Origin of the sequence: Stenotrophomonas aracearum, from assembly GCF_031834615.1 — a bacterium.
In the GTDB taxonomy this organism is placed as follows: Bacteria; Pseudomonadota; Gammaproteobacteria; order Xanthomonadales; family Xanthomonadaceae; genus Stenotrophomonas; species Stenotrophomonas aracearum.
Genome location: NZ_CP115543.1, coordinates 3,798,187 through 3,821,848 on the forward strand (window position 1 = coordinate 3,798,187; position 23,662 = coordinate 3,821,848).

The following is a 23,662-nucleotide window of genomic DNA, read 5'->3' on the forward strand; positions in this document are numbered from 1 at the left end:
CCGGCTCTACGCGTTTTGGGGTCAGTCCCGTAGTGGGGTTGCCAGCAGGGGTTGCGCGCCGAGCGTGCCCAGCGCCTGGCGTGCGGCGCCCAGCTCCTCCAGCTGCAGTTCGCCCGGCGCCTTGCCGGTGACCTTGAACAGCACGTTGTTGCCGATCATCACCTGCGCTTCGTCCTGCAGCGAGAGCAGCCCGGTGGGGTGCGCATGCTTCTGTACCTGCAGGGTCACCACCGTTGAAGCGCCCTGCGTGCCATCGCCGGCGCCTGCCGCCGCGCTCACCGCGCGTCCCCGGTCGCCACTGGCCACCAGGAACGTCCGGCTGTAGACGACCTGCCCTTCCTGCAGGCCAGCCAGTTGCGCCGCGTCCACCGCCAGCGCCACGTACACGCGCCCCGCGTGCGGCGGAATGCGCGCCAGGCCGCGGTTGATCCGCGCCACTACCTGTTCGGAGTCGCGGAATACCGGCTGCAGGCTGCCGTACTGCAGGAAGTCATCCATGGACCGCCGGCGCCAGGTGAGGTAACTGCGGATCGCGGCGCGCTGCAGCTGGCTCAGGCGCAGCCGATCGTTCTGGGCCACCGCGCTTTCGTACACCTGCGCGGCCTCCAGGCTGGGCATGCCGCGGTACTCCACGTTGAACTCGGCCTGGGTCATGAACCGGTTTTCTTCCTTTGGGATGGCCTGGCGCATGTCGACGATGTGGTGCGCGGGCTGGCCACGACGATGCAGGCGCGCAGCGCCGGTGCCGCGCGGCAGGTAGACCGAAATACGCCGGGTGTGCTCGTCCACCTCGCGGATCCGCACGCGGAAGTAGCGCTCCCGGTAGCGCATGAAGTGGCGCAGGCGGCCACCCTTGAGGCTGATGTACCAGCCGGGGCGGCCGATGTCCGGCTGGAGGCCGCGTGCGCGCGCCTGCTGCGCGTCGAGTGCGCGCCCGTAATGCGTCTCCAGCGTGCCGGACAGCTCAATGGAGAACTCCGGCAGCAGCGCAGCGCAGGCCGCTTCCGGTGCGCGGCGGCAGCGCAGCGTGCGCACCGGCGTGGGCGCCTTTTCACGCAGGTGGTAAACGCCGTCGCGCTTGACCAGCTCAAGGGTGCCGATGCGCAGCGACAGTGCCTCTCCGAGCGTGGCGGCGTAGTAGCGGCCGTCCACGCAGACCGCGTTGCCGGCGCGCCCGCTGACGGCGTCGTTGTAGTACAGGATGCCCTCCGGGCCAAGCAGGTCCAGCCGCAGCGTGGCGTGGTCCAGTGGTCGCTGCGCTTTCAGCTGCGCTGCCACCGTGTCGAACAGGGGAATGGAGCTGTCGATGCGGGCAACGCGGGAGGTTGTGCCCTGCGGCGTCGGGACCCGCTTCCAGGTCCAGTCGCTGCTGTCGAACGCCACATCGACGTAGCCGGTGTCGTCCAGTACCTGCAGGCGTCCCTCGCTGATGCCCAGCGCACGCTCGCGGCCTTCGAACGGCACCAGGATGCGACCGTCGTGCAGTTCGGCGCTGGTCTGGCGGATGCCCACCTGGGGCGCGCGCGCGGGGCGAGGGTCCTCGACCGGGTCCGGATCCAGCCGGGCAGGGCCCGGCTCTACCAGGCCTCTTGCCCCACCGAGGGCAAGTGCGGCGTCGGTCAGTTCGGCGCGGTCCAATGGCTTGTGCTCGAGCGCGTCGGCGGTCAGGTCGAGCGCTTCTCCCGCCGTCTGCAGGGCGAACACCCCGCGCGCGCCTATGCCGGCCGCTTCGATGATGGTGGCGGCCGCATCGCCTGCCTGCAGCAGCGCACGCATGCCAGGACCCACGGGCGGCGCGCAGCGCACGCCTTCGTGGCGCTCCCAGGCGTTGCGGGCGTCGGTGAACAGTTCGCTGACCGGGCTGCGCAGGAGGCCCGCCACGGTGTGCAGTGCGCCCGGCATGCCGGAGGCGGGCGGTACGGGAATGCAGTTCGCCGACTGCAACGGATGGGCCGACACCGCAGGTGGGCGACCGGTTGTGGTCGGCATGCCGGTGGCATTGGTGATCGACAGCATCGCTGCCAATGCCTGCACCGGGGTTTCAACCCGACGAATGGCGCGGGTGTCCAGCGGATGGGGCGTCGGGGCGAAAACAGGGCGACCGGCATGGTGGCGACCGGTCGCGTGCCGGTGCTCGGCAGCGGAAGTGGGCATGGGCAGCTCGATGGAAGGGCGTGCCCGATGAAATCGAAGCCGCGCGCTTCTGTCCAAGCGACGCTGCCTACCTCAATCGCAGAATCGATAGATGCCGTGAATCATCGTGACGCAATCGGCACGATCAGCGCATGATCGGACCCGGCTGGCTGTGCCGGGTCCGTATCGTCAGCGGGCGGCGTCGGCCGCGGTGACCTCGGCCGCGGTGACCTGGGTGTCCTTGACCGGTGCCACGCCGAGCGACGAGGTCGGGTCGACGATCACCATGGTTTCGGTGGAGTCGTCCGGCCAGACCACCTGGAAGGTGCTGCCGGCCGGCAGCGAGGCGAACGGCATGCCGCTCTGCGCGCGGTACACCGCCGCGACCTGGCTGGCACCGGCCCGGCGCACGTCTTCCTGCGCCTTCACCGAGGTGAGCGTTACCTTGGACAACTTCCGGTAGCGGTCATCGTAGGTATCGATCATCACCAGCCCGACCGCACCGGCCGAGTAGGCCACGAACAGCGCCACCCAGAACCAGAATTTTGCACCATGCAGGAATCGACGGTAATTCATGCGCGGCCACTCCGCTTGATCAACTGTTCAACCAACGTCTTCATTTTTCCCGCACCTTGCCGCGATACCGCGGCGTCATACACGAATGTGGAAAAGTCCTGCCCACCGTCCTGCGAACAGATCCCTCCATTCGCACAGAAATTGTTCATCAGCACACTGTCCGGCCCGCAGGCCATGCCCAGTTCGCACGCGGCAAGACGCCACGCCAGTTCGCTGAACTGATCGCCCGCCACCAGGCCCTGCAGCGCGGCGTCGCCACTGGCGCGCTGGCCCATGGCCGTGGAAATGGCCATGTACGCTTCCGGATCGCGCGATTCCATCACCCGCTCGACCAGGTTGCGGCGGTATTCGGGACCGTCCTTCAACGGTTGGCCGTCGGCGAACAGCGCCGCTTCGGCCGCCAGGTTGCCGGCGCGTGCGGCCAGCGTGCGCTGGGTCAGGATCAGGCTGCGCCCCAGCCCGTCGCTGGACACGAACCCGGCACAGCGCCGTGCGACGCGTTCGCGTGCCTGCACCATCGGTGCCGACGCGCTCATGCCCATGCCGGTCAGAAGGGTATTGTCGAGCTGGTAGCCGCCCGGATCCATCGCATAGATGGCGCAGTAGTCGTACACGCGGCTGACCATCCAGCCGGCCTCGGCATTGCCGTTGGCCGCCTGCAGGCGCAGGCGCTGCGCATAGGCGAACAGGTCGGTGTCGCCTTCGATATCGGCGCGGATGTCCAGCGGCAATCCCGACGGCACCGCAGCGCTGCGTTCGCTGGCCAGCAACTGGCGCGCCAGCTGCCGGGCCTGCAGCGGCATCGTCGCGCCACTGGCGGCCGGCACTTCATCCGCCGCCGTGGCCGGCGCGTCCAGATGCAGCGCACGGCCGCCCGCGCGATACCCCACCACGCCCAGCAAGGCCAGGGCCGGTACCACCAGCAGCCAGGTTTTGAGGGTGGGCACGAGGGCCATTCAGGGGAACCGGTTCGCGGAACACACGCCGCAGGCTGCGGAGTTTAGCAATGACGCTTCCCGCTGTCTGAACACGGCATCCCATTGATTCTCAAGCCGGCGGGAGACCGAAGCTGCCGCCGCCCGGCGCAATGGTCTAGCATTCACCGTTTTCCGCAGGTTGTTACCGACATGCCGTTCCTGGAACTCACCCTCCATTGCACCGAAGCCACCCAGCCCCGCTACGAGAACGCGCTGGACGACGTCGGCGCGCTGGCGGTGACCCTGCTCGACGCCGATGCCGATACCAGCAACGAGCGCGCCATTCTGGAGCCCGGCGTGGGCGAAACGCCGCTGTGGAACGACCTGGTGCTGAGCGCCCTGTTTCCGTCCGACACCAATGCGCTGGCGCTGCTGGCCGCACTGGAAGCATTCGACCCGGGCCTGGAATGGAATACCGCCAGTTTCCGCGCGGTGCAGGACGAGGACTGGGAACGTGCCTGGCTCGACCAGTTCCAGCCGATGGCGTTCGGCGAGCGCACCTGGATCGTGCCGTGGAACCATGAACTGCCGGACGCCGCGCAGGCCGCCGATGCGGCCGTGGTGCGCCTGGACCCGGGCCTGGCGTTCGGTTCGGGCACGCACCCCACCACCGCGCTGTGCCTGCGCTGGCTGGACGGCCTGGCCGCCGAGGGCGCGCTGGCCGGGCAGACCGTGCTGGACTTCGGCTGCGGCTCGGGAATCCTGGCGCTGGCCGCGCTCAAGCTCGGCGCCGCCCGCGCGGTGGGCGTGGACAATGACCCGCAGGCGGTGATCGCGACCGGCGACAATGCCGAACGCAACGGCCTGCAGGACCAGGTGCAGGTCTTCCTGCCCTCCGACGAGCCCCAGGCGACCTACCCGGTGGTGGTGGCCAACATCCTGGCCTCGGCACTGGACGCGCTGGCCGACGTGCTGGCCGCGCGCGTGGCACCGGCTGGCCGGATCGCGCTGTCGGGCATCCTGCACGGACAGGAAGACGAACTGCTGGTGCGTTACGCGCCGTGGTTCGAGCAGCTTGAAGTGGCCCAGGACGGCGACTGGATGCGCATCACCGGCGTCCGTCGTGCTTGAATGAGGCACCTTCGCCCGGCGCTGACCCGATGACCGAGTCCACCCCGCCCCCGCGCCGCCCGCTGGCCACGTTCCTGCGTGCGTCTTCCGCGTCACCTTCAGATGACGCCACGGTGCCGCCGACGGATGTCGACGGGACGACAGCGGACAAGGAACGGGACATGGAAGTGGACAGCGCGTCGGACAACACGAGCAGCGAGAGCGACCGCGAGGACATTGCTGCGCCGGATGCAGCCATCGAACCGGAGGTCGCCGAACCGGTCTCCGTCGACAGCGCGCACGACCCTGCAGGCGATGAGGCGTTCAGGCGCCTGGCGGAGCAGCCCGAAGCGGAGGCGGCACCCGCCGCGCCCAGCTTCATGCGCGCACCCGAAGCGCCGCTGCCCACCCCGCGCTGGCAGTGGGGGCTGGTGGCGGGCCTGGTGGTGGTGCTGGCGCTGCAGATTGCCGTGGCCGACCGCGCGCGGCTGGCCGCCGACGCCGGCAGCCGCCCGTGGATCGCCGGGCTGTGCAGCGTGCTGCGCTGCAGCCTGCCGGCGTGGCAAGAACCCACCGCCTTCAGCATGATCGGCCGCGACGTGCGCCCGGTGCCAGGCCAGCCCGGGGCCCTGCAGGTGCAGGCCAGCTTCCGCAACGATGCGCGCTGGGCCCAGGGCTGGCCGTCGCTGCGGCTGTCGCTGTCCGACGCCGACGGCCGCGTGATCGGCACCCGCGTGTTCGCCCCGCACGATTACCTGGACCCCGCCGCGGACGCCGCATCGGTGCTGGAACCGGGCCAGAGCGCGCAGATCGCGTTCCGGGTGCGCGAGCCGGCCGCCTCCACCGTCGCATTCACCTTCGAATTCCTGTAACCCGGCATCCTGTCGGCGAGCGTGGCGGGGCGGCGGCGCACGCGCTAGACTGACCCCCTCCAAATTTTCCGCCAGGGTTGTGGTCCGCCCTGGCTTCGCACCGGGATCCTTCTTGAACGCAGTCCTTTCTCGTCCTGACAATAGTCGTGGCGCGCCGAAGCCGCCGCTGCGCGAGCACGTGGCCCAGTCGGTGCGTCGCTACCTGCGCGACCTGGATGGCTGCGACGCGGATGACGTGTACGAAATCGTGCTGCGCGAGATGGAAATCCCGCTGTTCGTGGAGGTGCTCAACCACTGCGAAGGCAACCAGAGCCGTGCGGCGTCGATGCTGGGCATCCACCGCGCCACCCTGCGCAAGAAGCTGAAGGAATACGGCATCGCCACGTAATGCCCGGGGGTGGTCGGGACGGCCTACAATATGGGCCCGCTCCGCTTCGATCTCCTGCCCCCATGAGTTCCGATCTGCTGCCCGTGCGCCGGGCCCTGCTTTCCGTTTCCGACAAGACCGGCCTGCTTGACCTGGCCCGTGCGCTGGTTGCGCGCAACGTCGAACTGCTTTCCACCGGCGGCACCGCCAAGGCGATCCGCGACGCGGGCTTGCCGGTCAAGGACGTGGCCGACGTCACCGGCTTCCCGGAAATGATGGACGGCCGGGTCAAGACCCTGCACCCGCTGGTACACGGTGGCCTGCTCGGCCGCGCCGGCCAGGACGAAGCGGTGATGGCCGAACACGGCATCGCGCCGATCGACCTGCTGGTGCTGAACCTGTATCCGTTCGAGAGCGTCACCGCCAACGCGGACTGCTCGCTGGCCGATGCGGTGGAGAACATCGACATCGGCGGCCCGGCCATGCTGCGTTCGGCCGCCAAGAACTTCGCGCGCGTCGCGGTAGCCACCGACCCGTCGCAGTATGCGGAACTGCTGGCCGAGCTCGATGCGAATGATGGCAAGCTCTCGGCCGCCAAGCGCTTCGCGTTCTCGGTAGCCGCGTTCAACCGCGTGGCCCAGTACGACGCGGCGATCAGCAATTACCTGTCGGCCGTCACCGCGACCGACGCGGCCGTGCCGCTGCGCACCGAGTTCCCGGCGCAGATGAACTCCAGCTTCGTGAAGGTGATGGACCTGCGCTACGGCGAAAACCCGCACCAGGCCGGCGCGTTCTACCGCGACCTGTACCCGGTTCCGGGCACGCTGGCCACGTTCCAGCAGCTGCAGGGCAAGGAACTGAGCTACAACAACCTGGCCGACGCCGACGCGGCGTGGGAATGCGTGCGGCAGTTCGACGCGCCGGCCTGCGTCATCGTCAAGCACGCCAACCCGTGCGGCGTGGCCGTGGGCGCCGGCAACGGCGATGCCTATGAACTGGCCTATGCGACCGACCCGACCAGCGCGTTCGGCGGCATCATCGCCTTCAACAAGCCGCTGGATGCAGCCACCGCCAAGGTGATCCTGGACCGCCAGTTCGTTGAAGTGCTGATCGCGCCGGACTACGAGCCGGCCGCACTGGAATACGCGCAGAAGAAGGCCAACGTGCGCGTGCTGCGCATTCCGCACGGCGACGGCCGCAACAACTACGACACCAAGCGCATCGGTTCGGGCCTGCTGGTGCAGAGCGCCGACAACCGCGGCATGAGCCGCGACGAGCTCACCGTGGTCAGCAAGGTGGCGCCGACCGACAAGCAGTTCGCTGACCTGCTGTTCGCCTGGAACGTGGCCAAGTTCGTGAAGTCCAATGCCATCGTGTACGCAAAGGACAACCGCACCATCGGCGTTGGTGCCGGCCAGATGAGCCGCGTGTACTCGGCGCGCATCGCCGGCATCAAGGCGGCCGATGCGAACCTGGTGGTGGAAGGTTCGGTGATGGCGTCCGACGCGTTCTTCCCGTTCCGCGACGGCATCGACGCTGCTGCCGCAGCCGGCATCAAGGCGGTGATCCAGCCGGGCGGTTCGATGCGCGACGCCGAAGTCATCGCGGCAGCCGACGAACACGGGCTGGCGATGGTGTTCACCGGCGTGCGCCACTTCCGTCATTGATTCTCCCCCTTCTGCTGCGAGAACTGCCTTGAAAATCCTCGTCATCGGCTCCGGCGGCCGTGAACATGCATTGGCCTGGAAGCTGGCCCAGTCTCCCCGTGTCAGTGAAGTGCTGGTGGCGCCTGGCAATGCGGGCACCGCGAACGAACCCAAGTGCCGCAACATCGCGATCAAGGTCACCGATCTGGATGGCCTGCTCGAGCTGGTGAAAGCAGAAGGCATTGAACTGACCGTGGTAGGTCCGGAAGTACCGCTGGTGGCGGGCGTGGTGGATCGCTTCCGCGCTGCCGGGCACCGCATCTTCGGGCCGACCGCCGCCGCCGCGCAGCTGGAGGGCAGCAAGGCCTACGCCAAGGACTTCCTGGCCCGGCACAACATCCCCACCGCGTTCTATGCGGTGCACACCGAGGTGGACGCGGCGCTGGCCTACCTTCGCGAGAAGGGCGCGCCGATCGTGGTCAAGGCCGACGGCCTGGCCGCCGGCAAGGGCGTGATCGTGGCGATGACCCAGCAGGAAGCCGAAGACGCGGTGCGCGACATGCTGTCGGGCAACGCTTTCGGCGACGCCGGCGCACGCGTGGTGATCGAGGAATTCCTCGAGGGCGAGGAAGCCAGCTTCATCTCGATGGTCGATGGCACCACCGCGCTGCCGATGGCGACCTCGCAGGACCACAAGCGCGTTGGCGACGGCGACACCGGCCCCAACACCGGTGGCATGGGCGCGTACTCGCCGGCACCGGTGGTGACCGACGAGGTGCATGCGCGGGTGATGCGCGAGGTGGTCAATCCCACCGTGCAGGGCATGATCGCCGACGGCATTCCGTTTACCGGGTTCCTCTATGCGGGCCTGATGATCGATGCCAGCGGCGCGCCGAAGGTCATCGAGTTCAACGTGCGCTTCGGCGACCCGGAAACCCAGCCGGTGATGCTGCGCCTGCAGTCGGACCTGGTGGAACTGGTCGAAGCGGCCATCGACGTACGCCTGCATGAGGTGGAAGCGCAGTGGGACGCGCGCCCGTCGCTGGGCGTGGTGATGGCGGCCTCGCCCTACCCCGAAGCGCCGATCACCGGCGATGTGATCCACGGCCTGGACCAGGTGCCGTCCACCGCCAAGGTGTTCCATGCCGGCACCACACTGGACGCGCAGGGCAACGTGCTCAGTGCCGGTGGCCGCGTGCTGTGCGTGGCGGCGCTGGGCGACAGCGTGGGCGATGCGCAGGCCAACGCGTATGCAGGCGTGGCGAAGATCACGTGGGACCACGAGTTCCATCGCAATGACATCGGCTGGCGTGCGATCGCGCGCGAGCAGGCCTGACCCTGCGATCGAACAGACAACAAAAAACCCGGCATTGCCGGGTTTTTTGTTTCGTGCGTTGAACCTGCATCAGGCAGTAAACAGCGCCTTCATCTTTTTCAGCGCGTTCGCTTCCACCTGGCGGATGCGTTCGGCGGAAACGCCGTACTCGTCGGCCAGTTCCTGCAGGGTGACCTTGCTGTCGGCGTCCAGCCAGCGGCGACGGATGATGTCGCGCGAGCGGGCGTCGAGCTCGGCCATGCCTTCGCGCAGCAGCTGCAGCTGGTTGTCTTCGCTGTCGGCACGCTCATAGGCCATCGACGGGTCTTCGTCGTTGGCGACCAGGAACGCGGCCGGCGACGGCGGCGCGTGGTCGTTGTCTTCGTCGGTCGGCGCGTCGAAACCGATATCGCGGCCGGACAGGCGCGATTCCATTTCGAGCACTTCGCGCTCGGACACGTTGAGGTCCTTGGCCACGGCGGTGACTTCGGCCGCGTTCATCCAGCCCAGGCGGGTCTTGGACTTGCGCAGGTTGAAGAACAGCTTGCGCTGCGCCTTGGTCGTGGCGACCTTGACGATGCGCCAGTTCTTCAGGATGAACTCGTGCATTTCGGCACGGATCCAGTGCACGGCGAACGACACCAGGCGAACGCCCATGTCCGGGTCGAAGCGCTTCACCGCCTTCATCAAGCCGATGTTGCCTTCCTGGATCAGGTCGCCCAGTGCAAGGCCGTAGCCGTTGTAGCCACGGGCCACGTGCACCACGAAGCGCAGGTGGGAATGGACCAGCTCGCGCGCGGCGTCCAGGTCCTGCTCGTCGCGGAAGCGGCGGGCCAGGTCCTGCTCGTCATCGACCGTCAACACCGGGATCTGGTGCACGGCGCCGATGTAGGCGTCCAGCGAACCGAGCGCACTGGGAATCGGAAGATTGTTTGCCACAAGGGCAGTAGACATGTTCTGGCTCATAGGTTGGCATTTTAGCAGTCACGGAATTGGACTGCTAAGGGGTGGAAAAGTTCCAGCGTCTCACTGATGAAACGATGGATCGGATCACCCCTCTAACCTACAGGGAAATGGTGACACTGGCGAGTGGTCAGGTGTCGCCAACATTTCCTTTGTATTCAACGATATAGGGCCAAATGCGTCATCACGGCGTGGTTTGGGCCGCACAATCCCACGTCCCGCTGCCCGTTCAGCTTGAAAACGTTGCCACCGGTTCAGCCCTGGACCCACAGTAATACCCCGAAAGGTTCAGGAAGAAGCCCTTGCTCTCATACCGCAGCTCGGTCAGGTCATCACTGAACTCCGTGAAGTTGTACCCGGCTCCAACCTTGAAGTTCTGCCCCACCTGCCGGTCCACCCCCACCAGCCAGCCCTGCTTGTCACCCCCCTCGCGCACGTCCAGCCAGCGGTACTCGCCCATCGCCTCCCACTGCGCGAACAACCGGTAGCGCAGCTGCAGGGCCGAGAAGTTGACCCGACTGTCCAGCCACGCGCCCTCGCCACGCCCGGTACGGTAGTCGCCCCAGCGACCGGCCAGCTTGGCCGCCAGCTCCCAGCGGTCGGTCAGCTGCATCACCCCTTCAAACGACACGATCTGCGACTTCTGGTCGTACACGTTGCCGCCTTCCTGGCCCAGCGACGCCACGTCATACAGATAGGTGTACTTGCCGAACGCCGCCCAGCGCGTGTTGTCGTGCGGGCGCCAGGCAAAGCCCAGGTTGGACTCGACCAGTTTCGCGTCGGCCAGCGGGTTGCGCGCATCGTCGGTGTCGGCATAGTTGGCGCGCAGGGCGATGCGCCAGTCTTCGTTGACCTTGTACAGCAGCCGGTTGGTGGTGACCCACTGGCGGCGCTCTTCGGCACCTTCGTCGCGACGGTACTCCAGCTTGCTGGTCCACTGCGTGTTGGCGTCGGTGCGCCCGCCATTGACGCTGTATGCGCGGCGGTCTACCCGGCCGGTGGTGGCGTCCAGGTTGCCATCCATCACGCTGAAGCCCAGCGTCCAGCCCTGCGACGGATAGAAATCCATGCCGAAGGTGTTGACCAGCCCCGCACTCTCGTCACGGCGGTCCTTGAGGTACTGGCTTTCGTTGAACACGTTGACCTGGTTGCTCAGCCGCCAGCGCTGGCCCAGCGTCCAGCCCGACTGCAGCCCGGTGTCGTTGTACAGCGGGTCGGTGGTGGTCCGGTCGGTGCTGTAGGTGTAGTTGCCGTAGAAGCTGTGCTCGGGCGTCATCCAGTACTCGCCTTCGAGCTTGGCGCCTTCGCCGCGGCTGCCGCTGCTGACTTCCGCGCCCAGGCTGGAGCGGTTTCCGAACAGATAGCGCGCGCCCAGCGTGGCCAGGTTGTTGTCTTCATAGGCGCCGCCGTCGTCGTCCACGGTCAGCTGCCCTACCCCGTACAGCTCCCACTTGGCGCCCAGGCGCTGCCGGTAGCTCAACGCCGCCAGCGTACCGGCCACATCGACGCCGGCATTTTCCTCCTGCACCCGACGCAACTCGGCGCCGAGCTGGCCGTCGTTGCCCAGCCGCCAGTCCAGCGTCAGCTGCGACTGCTCCACCGCCACCTCGCCCCGCTCGGCACGGCTGTAGCGGCCGTACAGGCTGAGGTTGTCGGTGAAGTAGCCAAGGAACTCCGCCCCGTACTCTTCCAGCGCCAGCCCGCTGTCCATGCGCGAGACCGAGAACCCCGCATCGACGTCGCGCCACCACGCGCCCATGCTCCAGTCCTGTTCTGTCCAGCCCAGTTCGCGCAGGTTGGCACGCGCTTCCACCGCACGCGCGTCGCCCTTGCGGTCGGGACTGACCGGGTTGCGCTGGATGAAGCTCAGGCCGCCGTTGTCCGAGTAGAAGATCGGCGCGGCCGTGGCTTCGGTGCGGGTCTGTTCCAGCTTCAGGTAGGTGCCGCGCCCGGCCTGCAGGGTCAGGTCGGCGCCCATCAGGCTGTAGTCGTCGCCACTGCGGTTCTCGTCGACGTACGTGCCACCCAGCGCGACGTGATCGCCGAACCATTGCTTGCCGCGCACGCCCGCGCTGACGTCGTCGGTACTGAAGCCGAGCGGGATGTACTCGTAGTCCACCAGCAGCAGCTGGTCGTAGCCATCCAGCGGGGTGTCGCGGGTCAACGTGCGCACGTTCTCGCGGGTGATCTGCGCCAGCGCGCGGGTCAGGAACAGGCGGCCCTGGATCTCGTTGATCTCGTAATCCACGCCACGGGTCAGGTTGGTGCGCACCTCGGTACGCCCCGTGGTGCGGTCGCGTACTTCCAGCACCACCTGCTCCGATCCGGGCAGCAGGTCGGTATGGCGCAGGTAGTAAAGGCTCCCGCCGGTGCCGAGGAATTCGCTGTGGCCCAGTGCGGACTGCGCCTCGGAACCGAACGCCTTCAGCAGCGAGCGCGGATCGCCCAGCGGGGTGGTGGCGCGCGAGCGCCAGCTCACGGCCGCACCGTACAGCGAACGCACGTACTGCCCATATTCGGTGCCGGTGAAGCCGGTGGCGAAGTTGCCCCACAGCGCCTGGTTCTGGTCCCAGTCCACGCGTACGTACAACCGGCCCTGGGTGTCCACGTCGCGGTAAGTAGTCGAATCGTCGCCGTACACCGGGTAGTACTGGTCCGGATCGAGGCGGCGGAACACATCGCGCGCGTCGGCATCCAGGAAGCCGTCGAACAGGCGCTTCAGCTCCTGGTCGTAGGTGTCTGCCTGTGCGGTGACCAGGTACTTCCCGCGATACTTGCTCTTCAGGTAGAACGCCAGCCGGCCCTCGCTGAGGAAGCTGTCGTCCTGGTCGCGATCGGCCGCGAGCGGGTCGAGGTTGCCGCTGGCGGTGTTGCTGGACAGCGTCACGTCGGCCAGCGCCACCAGGAAGCGGTAGCTGCCGGTCACGTCCACGTCCAGGGTGCGGGTCAGGGTCGGCGCGTCCAAGGCCTCCACCTGAACGCTGTAACGGTGCTGGCCGATCGGCTCCAGGAACTCGGCGGCGAACTTCTGCTCCAGGTCCACCGGGAAGCTCTGCCCGTTGATCATCACCCGCGCGCTCGGGCTGAGGCCACGCCCGTAGATGCGCACGCGCGAACCGTAGATCGGGATGTTCTGCTGGCGCAGCGCGTTCTGACCGTAGATGGCGTTGCTGAGCTGCTGCGCCTGCGCGTCATCGCCACTGAGCACGCGGCCCAGCGAACGCTGCACGTCGTCGCGCACCAGTTGGGTGCCGCGCTCGTAATCGGTGGGCAGCACCAGCTGGAAACGCTGCACGCTGGTTTCGTCGAAGGAACCGTCGCGGCCGTAGGCGCGGGCGATGTACTGCAGGTCGTCGCCCACACGCAGGTTGAGGTTGTCGGGCAGCTGGCCATCCCACTCGGTGTTGGCCACGTAGTCCACAGGCATGTCGATGCGCGCCAGCGGCGTGACCAGATCGGTATCGCTGCCGCGGTAGATCACCACTTCCAGCCGTTCTATGAACGACGAATAGTTGTTGTAACCATGGAAGCGCAGCGGCTTGGTCAACCGGCCGTTCTCGAACGGCGCCATCGAACCGGTCTGCACGTTGAGCACCGGCGCGGACAGGGCGGGGTCTTCGGTGGCCCACACCACCGCGCCGTCCGGCAGCTCGGTGGACGAGGCCGTGACCGAGCCGGGCGCCTCGGCGACCGGCGCGTCCGGCCCAACGGCGGGATGCAGCTGAAGCAGCAGGTCGTTGCCCTGCCGGCAGCCGTCCACGCCGCACAGCGTGGCGGGCACCTCGGGAGCGGGCTGGGGCTGCTGGACCTGGGCTTCGGCCTGGGCTGCCGGCAGCCAGAGGACCAACAGGAGCATCAGGGCGCTGAGTGAGGTCTGGGTGGTCATGGTCATCTCCTCAGCGGTCCGCACGGGTGGCGGGGCGATCCGGTGCAGCGGGCTGCACCTGGACCTGCACGTGCGCGGCGACGTCCGCAGGCAGGCGCGGCAGCAGTGCGTTTCGCAGTGCCTCCGCGCGCTGTCCGGCAAGCGCGGGTGTCGCCTGCCCCTTCGCGACGTTGACCCGTCCACCGCCTTGGGCCTGAAGCGTGCTTGCGGCATGCGCCAGCACCGCCTCGGCGGCTGCACCGAGCGTTGCCTGGCCGGGAACGAACAATGCTTCGCCGACCTCCAGCACCTGTTGAGGACGTTGCGGTGGCCCTTCGCCCAGCTGTCCGTCCGGCATGGCCACGCCGAAGTCGAAGCGCACCGGCAGCCCCGGGGTGATCCGACGTACCAGCGGGTTGCGCGTGGTGAAGCGCGCCTCGGCCGGCAGCGTGGTCGGGTCGACCTTCAGGATGAAGTTGCGTCCGCGCGCCTGGCCGCCGTTGATGCCGACCAGGTGGTAGCGGCCCCAGGCATCGGTTTCGATCACCAGGCCCTCGACCGACACGACGCGCACGCCGGGTATGCCGCGTTCGCCGGGGTCCTGTGCGCCATTGCCGTTGCGGTCGTCGAACACGCTGCCAATGACCAGGCTTTCGTCCAGCAGCGGGTCGCCGATCACCTCGACATCGGCAGAGGCCACGTTGCTGATGGTCGTCCCCAGCACGTCGTTGGCAGTGATGCGGTTGGTGTGGATGCCCACGCCCACGCCGGCGCCGACGCGCAGGTAATACACCAGCGTGGCGCTGCCACCGGCCGGGATGTCCACGCCGTCGATGCGCAGCGGCGCAATGCCGCTGGCGCGCGCCGCGTTGTCGGCGTCCTGGACCTCGAGGCTGCCCGGGATGAAGGTGAAGCCGCTCGGCAGGGTGTCGTACAGGGTTGCGCCCAGCGCGTCGACGTCGCCCATGTTTTCCACGGTGACCACGTAGCGCACCACATCGCCCACCTGCACGCTGCGCTGGGTGGCCTGCTTGGACAGCCGCAGCACGATCGTATCGGCGGTGACCACCACGTTGACCCAGCCTTCCACGCACACCGGCGTGGGCAACGAACGGTCGCAGATGTTGTAGCTGAAGTTGTCCAGCCCGCTGTAGCCGACGAAGGCGGTGTAGACGCAGTCGCCGTTCGCGCAGGTGGCACGGCCGCTGGACGCGGCACGACCCAGGCGCATGGAGGCCGGATTGATGGTCGCCCCGCTGGTGGTCAGGTTGTCCAGCAACGGAACCGTGGTAGTGGTACCGCTGAGCACGGTGATGTTCTCATCCACCACGTCCACGTCATTCGGGCCGGTCTGCACGGTCACCGTGGCGCTGCTGCAGTTCTCCGGCGTGGCTTCCGAGCAGACGCTGTAGGTGAAACTGTCCGTGCCACTGAAGTTGGTCATCGGGACATAGCGCAACCGGGCATTCGGAAGAACCGAGGCCGTTCCCATCGTGGGCGCGGCGCTGACGGTCACCACCACGTCGTCCGGATTGATCGGCGTGCCATTGGTAACGTCGTTGGCCAGCACCGGGACGTCCACCGCAACGCCTTGCGGGGTGGTCGCCTGGTCGTCGCTGGCCACCGGCATTGCATTGGGCGCAGCGGCCAACGTCACCGACAGCGTGCCGGTGTCGCACACGGTCGGCTGCGCTACCAGGCAGATCTGGTAGGTGGTGGTGTAGGTCGTGCCCGGGGTACCCGGCGCCACGGTCACGCTGCCGTCGGGCTGGATGGTCAGCGCGGGCGTGTTGACCGGGGTGAGCACCACGGTGGAGGGATCCACCGGCGCACCATCGAGCGTGTCGTTGTCCAGCACGTTGCCCAGGCCACTGCCGCCGCCCGGAGGTGCATCGGGCACGTTGTCGTCTGCCGCCACCACCACACCCGCATTGGCCAGGGTGACCGACACCGTGCCGACATCGCACACCGCCGGCTGCGTCACCAGGCAGATCTGGTAGGTAGTGGTGTAGGTGGTGCCAGGCGTACCGGCCGCCACATCCACGCTGCCATCGGGCTGGATGGTGATCGCCGCTGTGTTGGCCGGGGTCAGCACCACGGTGGTCGGATCGAGTGCCGCGTTGTTGTACGTGTCGTTGGTCAACACATTGGCTACACCGGCCGCACCGGTGACCGGTACGTTCGCCACGGTGTCATCGACCGCGTCGAGCAGGCCCGGCGTGCTGGCCAGGGTGACCGACACGGTGCCGATGTCGCATACCGCAGGTTGCGCCACCTGGCAGATGCGATAGGTCGTGGTGTAGGTCACGCCCGGCGTACCGGCCGCCACGTCCAGGCTGCCGTTGGGCTGGATGGTCAGTGCGGTGGTGTTGTCGGGGGTCAACTGCACCGTGGCCGGATCCAGCGCGGCGCCGTTGAAGGTGTCGTTGGCGAGGACGTTGACCACGCCGAGCGTACCGGTGGCCGGCACGTTGGTGAGGGTGTCATCCACCGCGTCCAAGGTGCTGGCAGTCACTGCAACGGCGACCGAGGCGGTATCGCACACATTGAGATTGGGTGCGGGCAGGCACGCCTGATAGGTGAAACTGTCGTTGCCGGTAAAGCCCGAATTGGGCGTGTAGCTGATGGTGTTGTCGCCGTTGACCAGGGCAACGCCATTGCTCGGCGGGGCCAGGACCGTGATCACCGGGTTGGCGGGCAGCGTGTCGTTGGCGGCCACGTTGAGCACGGTGGTGCCAGCGCCGGCGGACAGACTGTCATCGGCCGCGTCGGGCCGCACCGCGACCAGCGCAGTCGCCTGGGCACAGTTGGTGGGCTGGGCGTTCTCGCACACCTGATACGCAAGGTTGACCGCGGATGGCGGCGTTCCCGGCGCCACCGTGACCACGCCTGTCGACGCAATGCTGTAGCCCGCAACCGGCGTCACCAGCGTGGCGGTCACCGGCGTGGTGCCCGGCACGATGGGCGTTCCGTTGAACGTATCGTTGAGCAGCACGCTCGGCGTGTTTCCACCCGCGGCAGGTGCAATGGGCGTGCCACTGAAGTCGTCGCCCACGGCGGCCAGCGACGTGGCGGTCACGGTCAGGCTGACCGACGCCGTGTCGCAGACACTGGCGCCCGGGGCAGGCAGGCACACCTGGTAGGTGAAGGTATCGCTGCCGCTGAAACCGGCATTCGGGGTGTAGCTGATGGTGTTGTCGCCGTTGACGACAACGGTGCCGTTGGTCGGTGCCGCCGGAACGGTGATGACCGGGTTGAGCGGCAGCGTGTCGTTGGCGGTGACGTTGAGCACCGTGGTGGCGCCTGCACCGGCCGACAGCGTGTCATCGGCAGCGACCGGACTCACCGCGACCACTGCGGCGGCCTGCGCGCAGTTGGTCGGCACGGCGGTCTCGCACACCTGGTAGCCCAGGGTGGTGGCCGCCGGCGTAGTACCCGGCGCAACCGTCACCACGCCGTCGGCGCCCATGCCGTAGCCCGCGACCGGCGCGAGCAGCGTGGCGGTCACCGGCGTCGTGCCCGGCACGATCGGTGCACCGTTGAAGGTGTCGTTGAGCAGCACGCTGGCGGTAGTGCCGCCCGTGGACGGTGCAATCGGGGCAGCGGTGAAGTCGTCGTTGGTCGCGGCGACACTGGTGGCCGCAATGGTGAGGGTCACGGTCGCGGTATCGCACACAGCGGCGGCAGGCGTCGGCAGGCAGGCCTGGTAGGTGAAGCTGTCCGGACCGGTGTAGCCGGCGTTGGGGGTGTAGCTGATGGTGCCGTCGGGGTTGAACACGGCCGTGCCGTTGGTCGGCGCGACCGGGAGGCTCAGGGTCGGCGTGGCCGGCAGGGTGTCGTTGCTGGTCACGCTGAGCACGGTGGTGGCACCGGCCGCGGCGTTCAGCGTGTCATCGACGACCACCGGGCTGACCGCAACCACCGCGGTGGACTGCGCGCAGTTGGTCGGCACCGCGACTTCGCAGACCTGGTAGTTGAGCGTGGTTGCGGCCGGGGAAGTACCGGCTGCAACCGTGACCACACCATCGGGGGCGATGCTGTAGCCCGCGACCGGCGTGACCAGGGACGCCGCCACCGGCGTGGTGCCCGGCACGATCGGCGCACCGTTGAAGGTGTCGTTGAGCAGGACGCTGGCGGTGCTGCCACCGCTGGCCGGCGCAATCGGCGCGGCGGTGAAGTCGTCGGCGGTGGCGGCCAGCGTGGTGGCGCTGACGGTGATGGTCAGCGTGGCGGTATCGCACACTGCGGCACCCGGCGCCGGCAGGCAGACCTGGTAGGTGAGCGTGTCCGGACCGGTGTAGCCCGGCGTGGGGGTGTAGCTGATCGTGCCGTCGGGGTTGGCCACGGCACTGCCGTTGCCAGGCGCCACGCTGACGGTGACGGTCGGATTGGTCGGCACGGTGTCGTTGGCCAGTACGTTGAACAACGTCGTGGTACCGGCGGTGGCCGGCAAGGCATCGTCGGCTGCATCGGGACTGACCGCAACGACCACGCTGGACCCGGCACAGTTGGTGGGCACCGCGTTCTCGCAGACCTGGTAGTTCAGCGTGACTGCAGCGGGTACGGTGCCGGGCGCGACGGTGATCACGCCGTTGGCGTCCATGCTGTAGCCGGTCACCGGGGTGAGCAGGGTCGCGCTCACGGCGGTGGTGCCGGGCACGATGGGAGCACCGTTGAAGGTGTCGTTGAGCAGCACGCTGGCGGTGGTGCCACCGGCGGCGGGTGCAACGGGCGTACCGGTGAAGTCGTCGGCGGTTGCCGTGATGCTGCTGGTACCAACCGTCACGTTGACCGTGGCGGTGTCGCACACCGCCGCGCCGGGCGCTGGCAGGCAGAGCTGATAGGTGAAGGTGTCCGGGCCGGTGAAGCCGGCAGTGGGCGTGTAGCTGACGGTTCCGTCGCCATTGACCGTAGCGGCCCCGTTGGTGGGCGCCACCGCAATGCTCACCGTCGGATTGACCGGCGCGGTGTCATTGGCCAGCACGTTCAGTACGGTGGTGGTGCCGGCAGTGGCGGGCAAAGCGTCGGCCACTGCATCCGGGCTGACCGCGACCACGGCGGTGGCACCGGCACAGTTGGTCGGGACTGCGTTTTCGCAGACCTGGTAGTTCAGGGTGACCGCAGCGGGCGTGGTGCCGGCCGCCACGGTGATCACACCGTTGGGCGCCATGCTGTAGCCGGTGACCGGCGTGGACAGGGTTGCAGTAACGGGCGTGGTGCCGGGCACGATGGGCGCACCGCTGAAGCTGTCGTTGAGCAGCACGCTGGGGGTGCTGCCACCCGTGGCGGGCGTGATCGGCGTGGCGGTGAAGTCATCGTTGCTGGCGGTCAGGGTGGTGGCGCTGACGGTCACCGCGACGGTGGCGGTGTCGCAGACCCCGGCCCCCGGCACCGGCAGGCACAGCTGGTAGGTAAAGGAGTCCGCACCGGTGTAGGCACCGTTCGGGGTGTAGCCGATGCTGCCGTCGCCATTGGCCACGGCGGTGCCGTTGGCCGGTGCGCCGACAATGCTCACCACCGGATTGAGCGGTGCCGCGTCATTGGCCAGCACGTTGAGCACGGTGCTGGTGCCAGCGGTGGCCGGCAGCGCGTCATCGACTGCATCCGGGCTGACCGCGACCACCGCCGTCGCAGCAGCACAGTTGGTCGGCAAAGCGGTTTCGCAGACCTGGTAACCCAGGGTCACCGCTGCAGGCGTGGTCCCGGCCGCCACGGTGATTACCCCGGTGGGGGCCATGGTGTAGCCGGGCACCGCATTGAGCAGCGTGGCGGTGACCGGCGTGGTGCCCGGCACGATGGCCGCACCGTTGAACGTGTCGTTGAGCAGCACGCTGGCGGTACTGCCACCGGCCGCCGGCGCGATCGGGGTGGCGGTGTAGTTGTCGTTGGCGGCGGTGAGCGTGGTCGCGGTGACCGTGATCGCCACGGTGGCGGTATCGCAGACCGTGCCATGTGGCGCCGGCAGGCACAGCTGGTAGGTCAGGGAGTCCGGGCCCACGAACGGGCCGGTGGGGGTGTAGCTGAGGCTGCCATCGGCGTTCACCACGGCATTGCCGCCGACCGGGACCACGGTGATCGTGACCACCGGCGACACCGGCGCAAGGTCATTGGCCAGCACGTTGAGCACGGTGGTGGCCCCGGCGGTGGCCGGCAGCACGTCGTTGACCGCGTCCGGGCTCATCACCACCACCGCGGTTGCGGCGGCACAGTTGCCGGGCAACGCGGTTTCGCAGACCTGGTAGTTCAGCGCGACCGAGCCCGGCGGGGTGCCGGCAGCCACCGAGACCACGCCGTTGGCGGCCATGCTGTAACCCGACACCAGCGTGGTCAGCGATGCGGTCACCGGCGTGGTGCCCGGGACGATCGCTGCACCGTTGAAGGTGTCGTTGAGCAGCACGCTGGGCGTGCTTCCACCGGCGGGCGGTATCGGGCTGGCGCTGTAATCGTCGTTGACCGCGACCAGTGCGGCGGCGGCGATGCTGATCGCCACCTGCGCGCTGTCGCAGACAGCGCCATCCGGCGACGGCAGGCAGACCTGGTAGGTGAGCGTGTCCGCCCCACTCTGGCCGGCAGTCGCGGTGTACTGCAGGGTGCCGTCGGCCGCGAGCACGCCGGTGCCCTTGGTCGGGGCCAGAGTCACGGTGAAGGTGGCGCCGGCTGGCACGTTGTCGTTGGCGGCCAGGTTGAAGCTGCCCGGCTGCGTGCCGGTGACCGCGACGCTGTCGTCCAGCGCATCCGGCGCGATCAGCACCTGCACCGCAGCGGTGTCGCAGTTGGTGGTGGAGCCCAGTTCGCACAGCTGGTAGGTGAGCGTAGTAGCGCCGGCCGGGGCGAAGCTGGCCACGTTGATCACACCGGCCGCATCCATGCTGAAGCCCGTCGGCGCGCCGACCAGGTTCACGGTGACCTGCAGCGGATTGGCCGCTGCACCGTTGAAGGTGTCGTTGCCCAACACGCTGGGCGTACTTCCACCGACGCCCGGCGCGAAGGCCGGTGTACGGAAGTTGTCGTCCAGCGCATCCAGGGTGTTGGCAATGACGGTGATGTTCACCGTGCCGGTAGCGCAGGTGCCAGCGTCAGGTGCGGGCAGGCAGACCTGGTACTGCAGCGTCTGCGCACCGGCGCCGGCCGGGGTGTAGACGAAGGTGCCATCGGCCTGCAGCACGAAGCTGCCCGCCGCCGGGGGCGTCAGCACGCTGTAGGTGGAACCGGCAGGCGCGTTGTCGTTGAGGCTGACATCGCCCGGCAGCGGCTGGCCGGCCGGGGTGGTGTAGGTGTCATTGGCGGCCGCGGGCGCGATCAGCAATGCCACCTGCGCCGTGTCGCAGTTGCTGGTGGTACCCGCTTCGCACAGCTCATAGGTGAGACTGACCGCGCCTGCAGCGGCACCAGCAGGTACGTTGATCACGCCGGCACTGGTAATCGTGTAGCCCGGCGGCGGTGCATTGACCAGGCTCAGCGTAACCTGGGCGGCGGCGGCAGGCGCGCCGTTGTACAGGTCATTGCCCAGCACCGATGGCGTGCTGCCGCCGGTAACCGGCGAGATCGCCGGGGTGCTGAACGGGTCGTCCACCGCGTCGACCGTGTTGGCCGCAATCACCAGCGTGGCGGTGGTGGATGCGCATACCGCCGAGTTCGGCGCAGGCAGGCAGACCTGGTAGGTGAAGCTGTTGCTGCCGGTGCTGCCAGCAGGCGAGGTGTAGGTAAAGGTGCCGTCGTCGTTGAACACCAGCGTGCCCACGGTCGGCTGGGTGAGCGCGGCGAACACCGCGCCGGTCGGCGGCGCATCGTTGGTGCCCACGTTGCCGTTGACCGCCTGCCCGGACTGCACATTGAACGTGTCCGGTTGCGCCGGCGGGCTGACCAGCACCTGCACATTGGCGGTGCTGCAGTTGGCCGGCACCGCGTTTTCGCACAGCTGGTAGCTGAGCGCGGTGGCACCGGCGGGCACGCCAGCCGCCACCGTGATCACACCGGTGGACGCATCCAGCGTGTACCCGGCCACGCCGCCCTGCAGGGTGGCGGTGACGGTGCCCGGGGTGACCACGACGCCGTTGAGCGTGTCGTTGCCAAGCACGCTGGGCGTGCTGCCGCCGGTCAGCGCCGACACCGGCGTCGGGAACAGGTCATCGTTGGCCATCAGCGCATTCGCGCCCAAGGTCACCGTTACGAGCGCGGTGTCGCAGACCCCGGCGGGACTCGGCAGGCACACTTGGTAGCCAAACGTGTCGGTTCCGGTGGCACCGGCAGCGGCCGTGTAGGTGAAGGAACCCTCCGCATTGACGGTGACGCTGCCCTTGGTCGGCGCAGCACCGCTGGCGGTGAATGCCGAGCCGGCGGGGGTGTTGTCGTTGCTGCCGACGTTGCCCGACACCGGCTGCCCGGCGCCGGGCGTGGTGACGGCGTCGTCGACCGCATCCGGTGCCACCACCAGCTGCACGCTGGCGGTGTCGCACAGCGTGGGTGCGGCAGTCACGCAGATGCGGTAGGCCAGGCTGACCGGACCGGCCACGGCATTGGCCGGCACGCTGATGAGCCCCGCTGCATCCAGGGTGTAACCGGCCGGTGCCGTGATCAGGGTGGTGGTCAGGTTGGCGGACGACACAGGGGTGGCGTTGAACGTGTCGTTGGCAAGTACGCTGGTGCTGGTGGTGCCACCCGACGCCGCCGGGATCGCCGGTGTGGTGAAGTCATCATTGACGGCGTCGATGACGTTGGCGGTGAGGTTGACGGTGACCGTGGCGGTGTCGCACACGCTGCCATTGGGCGCGGGCAGGCACAGCTGGTAGGCGAACGTATCGGTTCCGGCGGCCCCCGCGTTGGCGGTGTAGGTGAATGCACCGGTGGACTGCAACACCACGCTGCCCTGGGTGGGGGCGGCGCCGGCCTGCGCGAAGGTGGCGCCGGCAACGGAGTTGTCGTTGCTGCTGACGTCCGCGTTGACGGCCTGGCCGGCCTGGACGGCAACGCTGTCGTCCACCGCGTTGGGGCTGACGATCAACGCGACGTTGGCACTGGCGCAGTTGCTCGGCGAGGCGGCCTCGCAGATCTGGTAAGTGAGCGCGACCGGGCCGGCGGCGGCCGTGGCCGGCACGCTGATGGTGCCGTTGGCGTTGATCGCGTAGCCCGCAGGCGCCGTGGTCAGCGTCGCGACCACGGCTGCATCGGCGAATGCGGCACCGCCCAGAGTATCGTTGGCGAACACGCGCGGCGTGGTGCCACCGGCCCCCGGCGCCACCGGCGTGGCGCTGTAATCGTCGTTGTTGGCGACGATGGCGGCGGCCTGCACCGGAATGGTCGGCGTGGTCCCGGTGTTGTCGCCCGGGGTTGGATCGGTGGTGCCGGGCGGCGCGGTGATGGTGGCGGCATTGGCCGAGATCGTGGCCGGGGTCACGGTGGGTGCAGCGCCGTTGACCAGCACCACCAGGACCTCCCCTACGCCGACGTTGACACCGACGTTGATGCTGCCGGTGCCCGATGCGGCGCTGCACGTGGTGGCTGCCGATACCGGCGCGCAGGTCCAGGTGACGCCGGTGAGTTGCGTCGGCACCGAATCGGACAGGGTCGCGCCCACCGCCTGGGACGGTCCCGCATTGCGTACTTCGATACGGTATTGGACCGGCGCGCCAGCGGCGACCGGCACAGGCGTGGTGATGGTCTTGATCACGCTCAGTTGCGCGGTGGCGGCAAGCGTATTGCTGTCGCTGCTGCTGTTGTTGCCCGGAGTGGGATCGGAGATGTCGGCCGGCGCGGTGACCGTGGCGCTGTTCACCAGCGGGTTGCGGTACGCCTGTGCGTGGACGCTGGCCGTAGCCAGGGTCATGAGCAGTGCGGCAAGGAAGCGGCGAACGCTGGCGGTCGACATGCAGGTATCCTCGATAGCACCGCGCAGGGGGCT

General features: G+C 68.2%; 11 protein-coding genes. 5 read left to right on the forward strand and 6 right to left on the reverse strand.

Annotation, left to right across the window (positions count from 1 at the left end):
- Positions 1–21: 21 nt before the first annotated feature.
- The 3 genes from PDM28_RS17165 to PDM28_RS17175 all read right to left on the reverse strand — a co-directional run bounded on the left by PDM28_RS17165 (position 22) and on the right by PDM28_RS17175 (position 3,665).
- Positions 22–2,154, reverse strand: a complete 2,133-nt coding sequence (locus PDM28_RS17165; RefSeq protein ID WP_311182973.1) for a hypothetical protein — start codon at positions 2,152–2,154, stop codon at positions 22–24.
- Between the two features lie 168 nt (positions 2,155–2,322).
- Positions 2,323–2,709 (reverse strand): hypothetical protein, encoded by a 387-nt coding sequence (locus tag PDM28_RS17170; protein ID WP_311182974.1) that lies wholly within the window; start codon positions 2,707–2,709, stop codon positions 2,323–2,325.
- Complete coding sequence (locus PDM28_RS17175; protein ID WP_311182975.1) at positions 2,706–3,665, reverse strand: hypothetical protein; 960 nt, start codon at positions 3,663–3,665, stop codon at positions 2,706–2,708. The genes PDM28_RS17170 and PDM28_RS17175 overlap by 4 nt, the downstream gene beginning before the upstream one ends.
- Before the next feature lie 171 nt (positions 3,666–3,836).
- On the opposite strand from PDM28_RS17175, the gene prmA reads away from it, so the two are divergent.
- The 5 genes from prmA (at position 3,837) to purD (ending at position 8,957) form a co-directional block, all read left to right on the forward strand.
- Positions 3,837–4,757, forward strand: a complete 921-nt coding sequence (gene prmA / locus PDM28_RS17180; protein ID WP_102946039.1) for a 50S ribosomal protein L11 methyltransferase — start codon at positions 3,837–3,839, stop codon at positions 4,755–4,757.
- Between the two features lie 29 nt (positions 4,758–4,786).
- Positions 4,787–5,608, forward strand: a complete 822-nt coding sequence (locus tag PDM28_RS17185) for a DUF3426 domain-containing protein (protein WP_311182976.1) — start codon at positions 4,787–4,789, stop codon at positions 5,606–5,608.
- Positions 5,609–5,720: 112 nt separating this feature from the next.
- Positions 5,721–5,996: a DNA-binding transcriptional regulator Fis gene (gene fis, locus PDM28_RS17190; RefSeq protein WP_068854228.1), complete on the forward strand. Its 276-nt coding sequence runs from the start codon at positions 5,721–5,723 to the stop codon at positions 5,994–5,996.
- Positions 5,997–6,058: 62 nt separating this feature from the next.
- Complete coding sequence (gene purH, locus PDM28_RS17195; protein ID WP_311182978.1) at positions 6,059–7,642, forward strand: bifunctional phosphoribosylaminoimidazolecarboxamide formyltransferase/IMP cyclohydrolase; 1,584 nt, start codon at positions 6,059–6,061, stop codon at positions 7,640–7,642.
- A gap of 28 nt (positions 7,643–7,670) precedes the next feature.
- On the forward strand, positions 7,671–8,957 hold the full coding sequence (gene purD / locus PDM28_RS17200; RefSeq protein WP_311182979.1) for a phosphoribosylamine--glycine ligase: 1,287 nt from the start codon (positions 7,671–7,673) through the stop codon (positions 8,955–8,957).
- A 69-nt stretch (positions 8,958–9,026) separates the two neighbouring features.
- Here purD and rpoH read toward each other — a convergent pair whose 3' ends face one another.
- The 3 genes from rpoH to PDM28_RS17215 all read right to left on the reverse strand — a co-directional run bounded on the left by rpoH (position 9,027) and on the right by PDM28_RS17215 (position 23,629).
- Positions 9,027–9,902, reverse strand: coding sequence for an RNA polymerase sigma factor RpoH (rpoH, locus tag PDM28_RS17205; protein WP_102946043.1), 876 nt, complete (start codon positions 9,900–9,902; stop codon positions 9,027–9,029).
- 226 nt (positions 9,903–10,128) lie between these two features.
- Positions 10,129–13,785 carry a hypothetical protein gene (locus tag PDM28_RS17210; protein WP_311182980.1) on the reverse strand — a complete coding sequence of 1,219 codons (3,657 nt, stop codon included), beginning with the start codon at positions 13,783–13,785 and terminating at the stop codon, positions 10,129–10,131.
- A 10-nt stretch (positions 13,786–13,795) separates the two neighbouring features.
- Positions 13,796–23,629 (reverse strand): Ig-like domain-containing protein, encoded by a 9,834-nt coding sequence (locus tag PDM28_RS17215; protein ID WP_311182981.1) that lies wholly within the window; start codon positions 23,627–23,629, stop codon positions 13,796–13,798.
- Between the last annotated feature and the right edge of the window lie 33 nt (positions 23,630–23,662).

Bases quoted from the DNA above. Each gene is read 5' to 3' on its own strand.
- PDM28_RS17165 (WP_311182973.1), bottom strand. From the start codon at position 2,154: ATGCCCACTTCCGCTGCCGAGCACCGGCACGCGACCGGTCGCCACCAT.
- PDM28_RS17170 (WP_311182974.1), bottom strand. From the start codon at position 2,709: ATGAATTACCGTCGATTCCTGCATGGTGCAAAATTCTGGTTCTGGGTG.
- PDM28_RS17175 (WP_311182975.1), bottom strand. From the start codon at position 3,665: ATGGCCCTCGTGCCCACCCTCAAAACCTGGCTGCTGGTGGTACCGGCC.
- prmA (WP_102946039.1), top strand. From the start codon at position 3,837: ATGCCGTTCCTGGAACTCACCCTCCATTGCACCGAAGCCACCCAGCCC.
- PDM28_RS17185 (WP_311182976.1), top strand. From the start codon at position 4,787: ATGACCGAGTCCACCCCGCCCCCGCGCCGCCCGCTGGCCACGTTCCTG.
- purH (WP_311182978.1), top strand. From the start codon at position 6,059: ATGAGTTCCGATCTGCTGCCCGTGCGCCGGGCCCTGCTTTCCGTTTCC.
- rpoH (WP_102946043.1), bottom strand. From the start codon at position 9,902: ATGAGCCAGAACATGTCTACTGCCCTTGTGGCAAACAATCTTCCGATT.
- PDM28_RS17210 (WP_311182980.1), bottom strand. From the start codon at position 13,785: ATGACCACCCAGACCTCACTCAGCGCCCTGATGCTCCTGTTGGTCCTC.
- PDM28_RS17215 (WP_311182981.1), bottom strand. From the start codon at position 23,629: ATGTCGACCGCCAGCGTTCGCCGCTTCCTTGCCGCACTGCTCATGACC.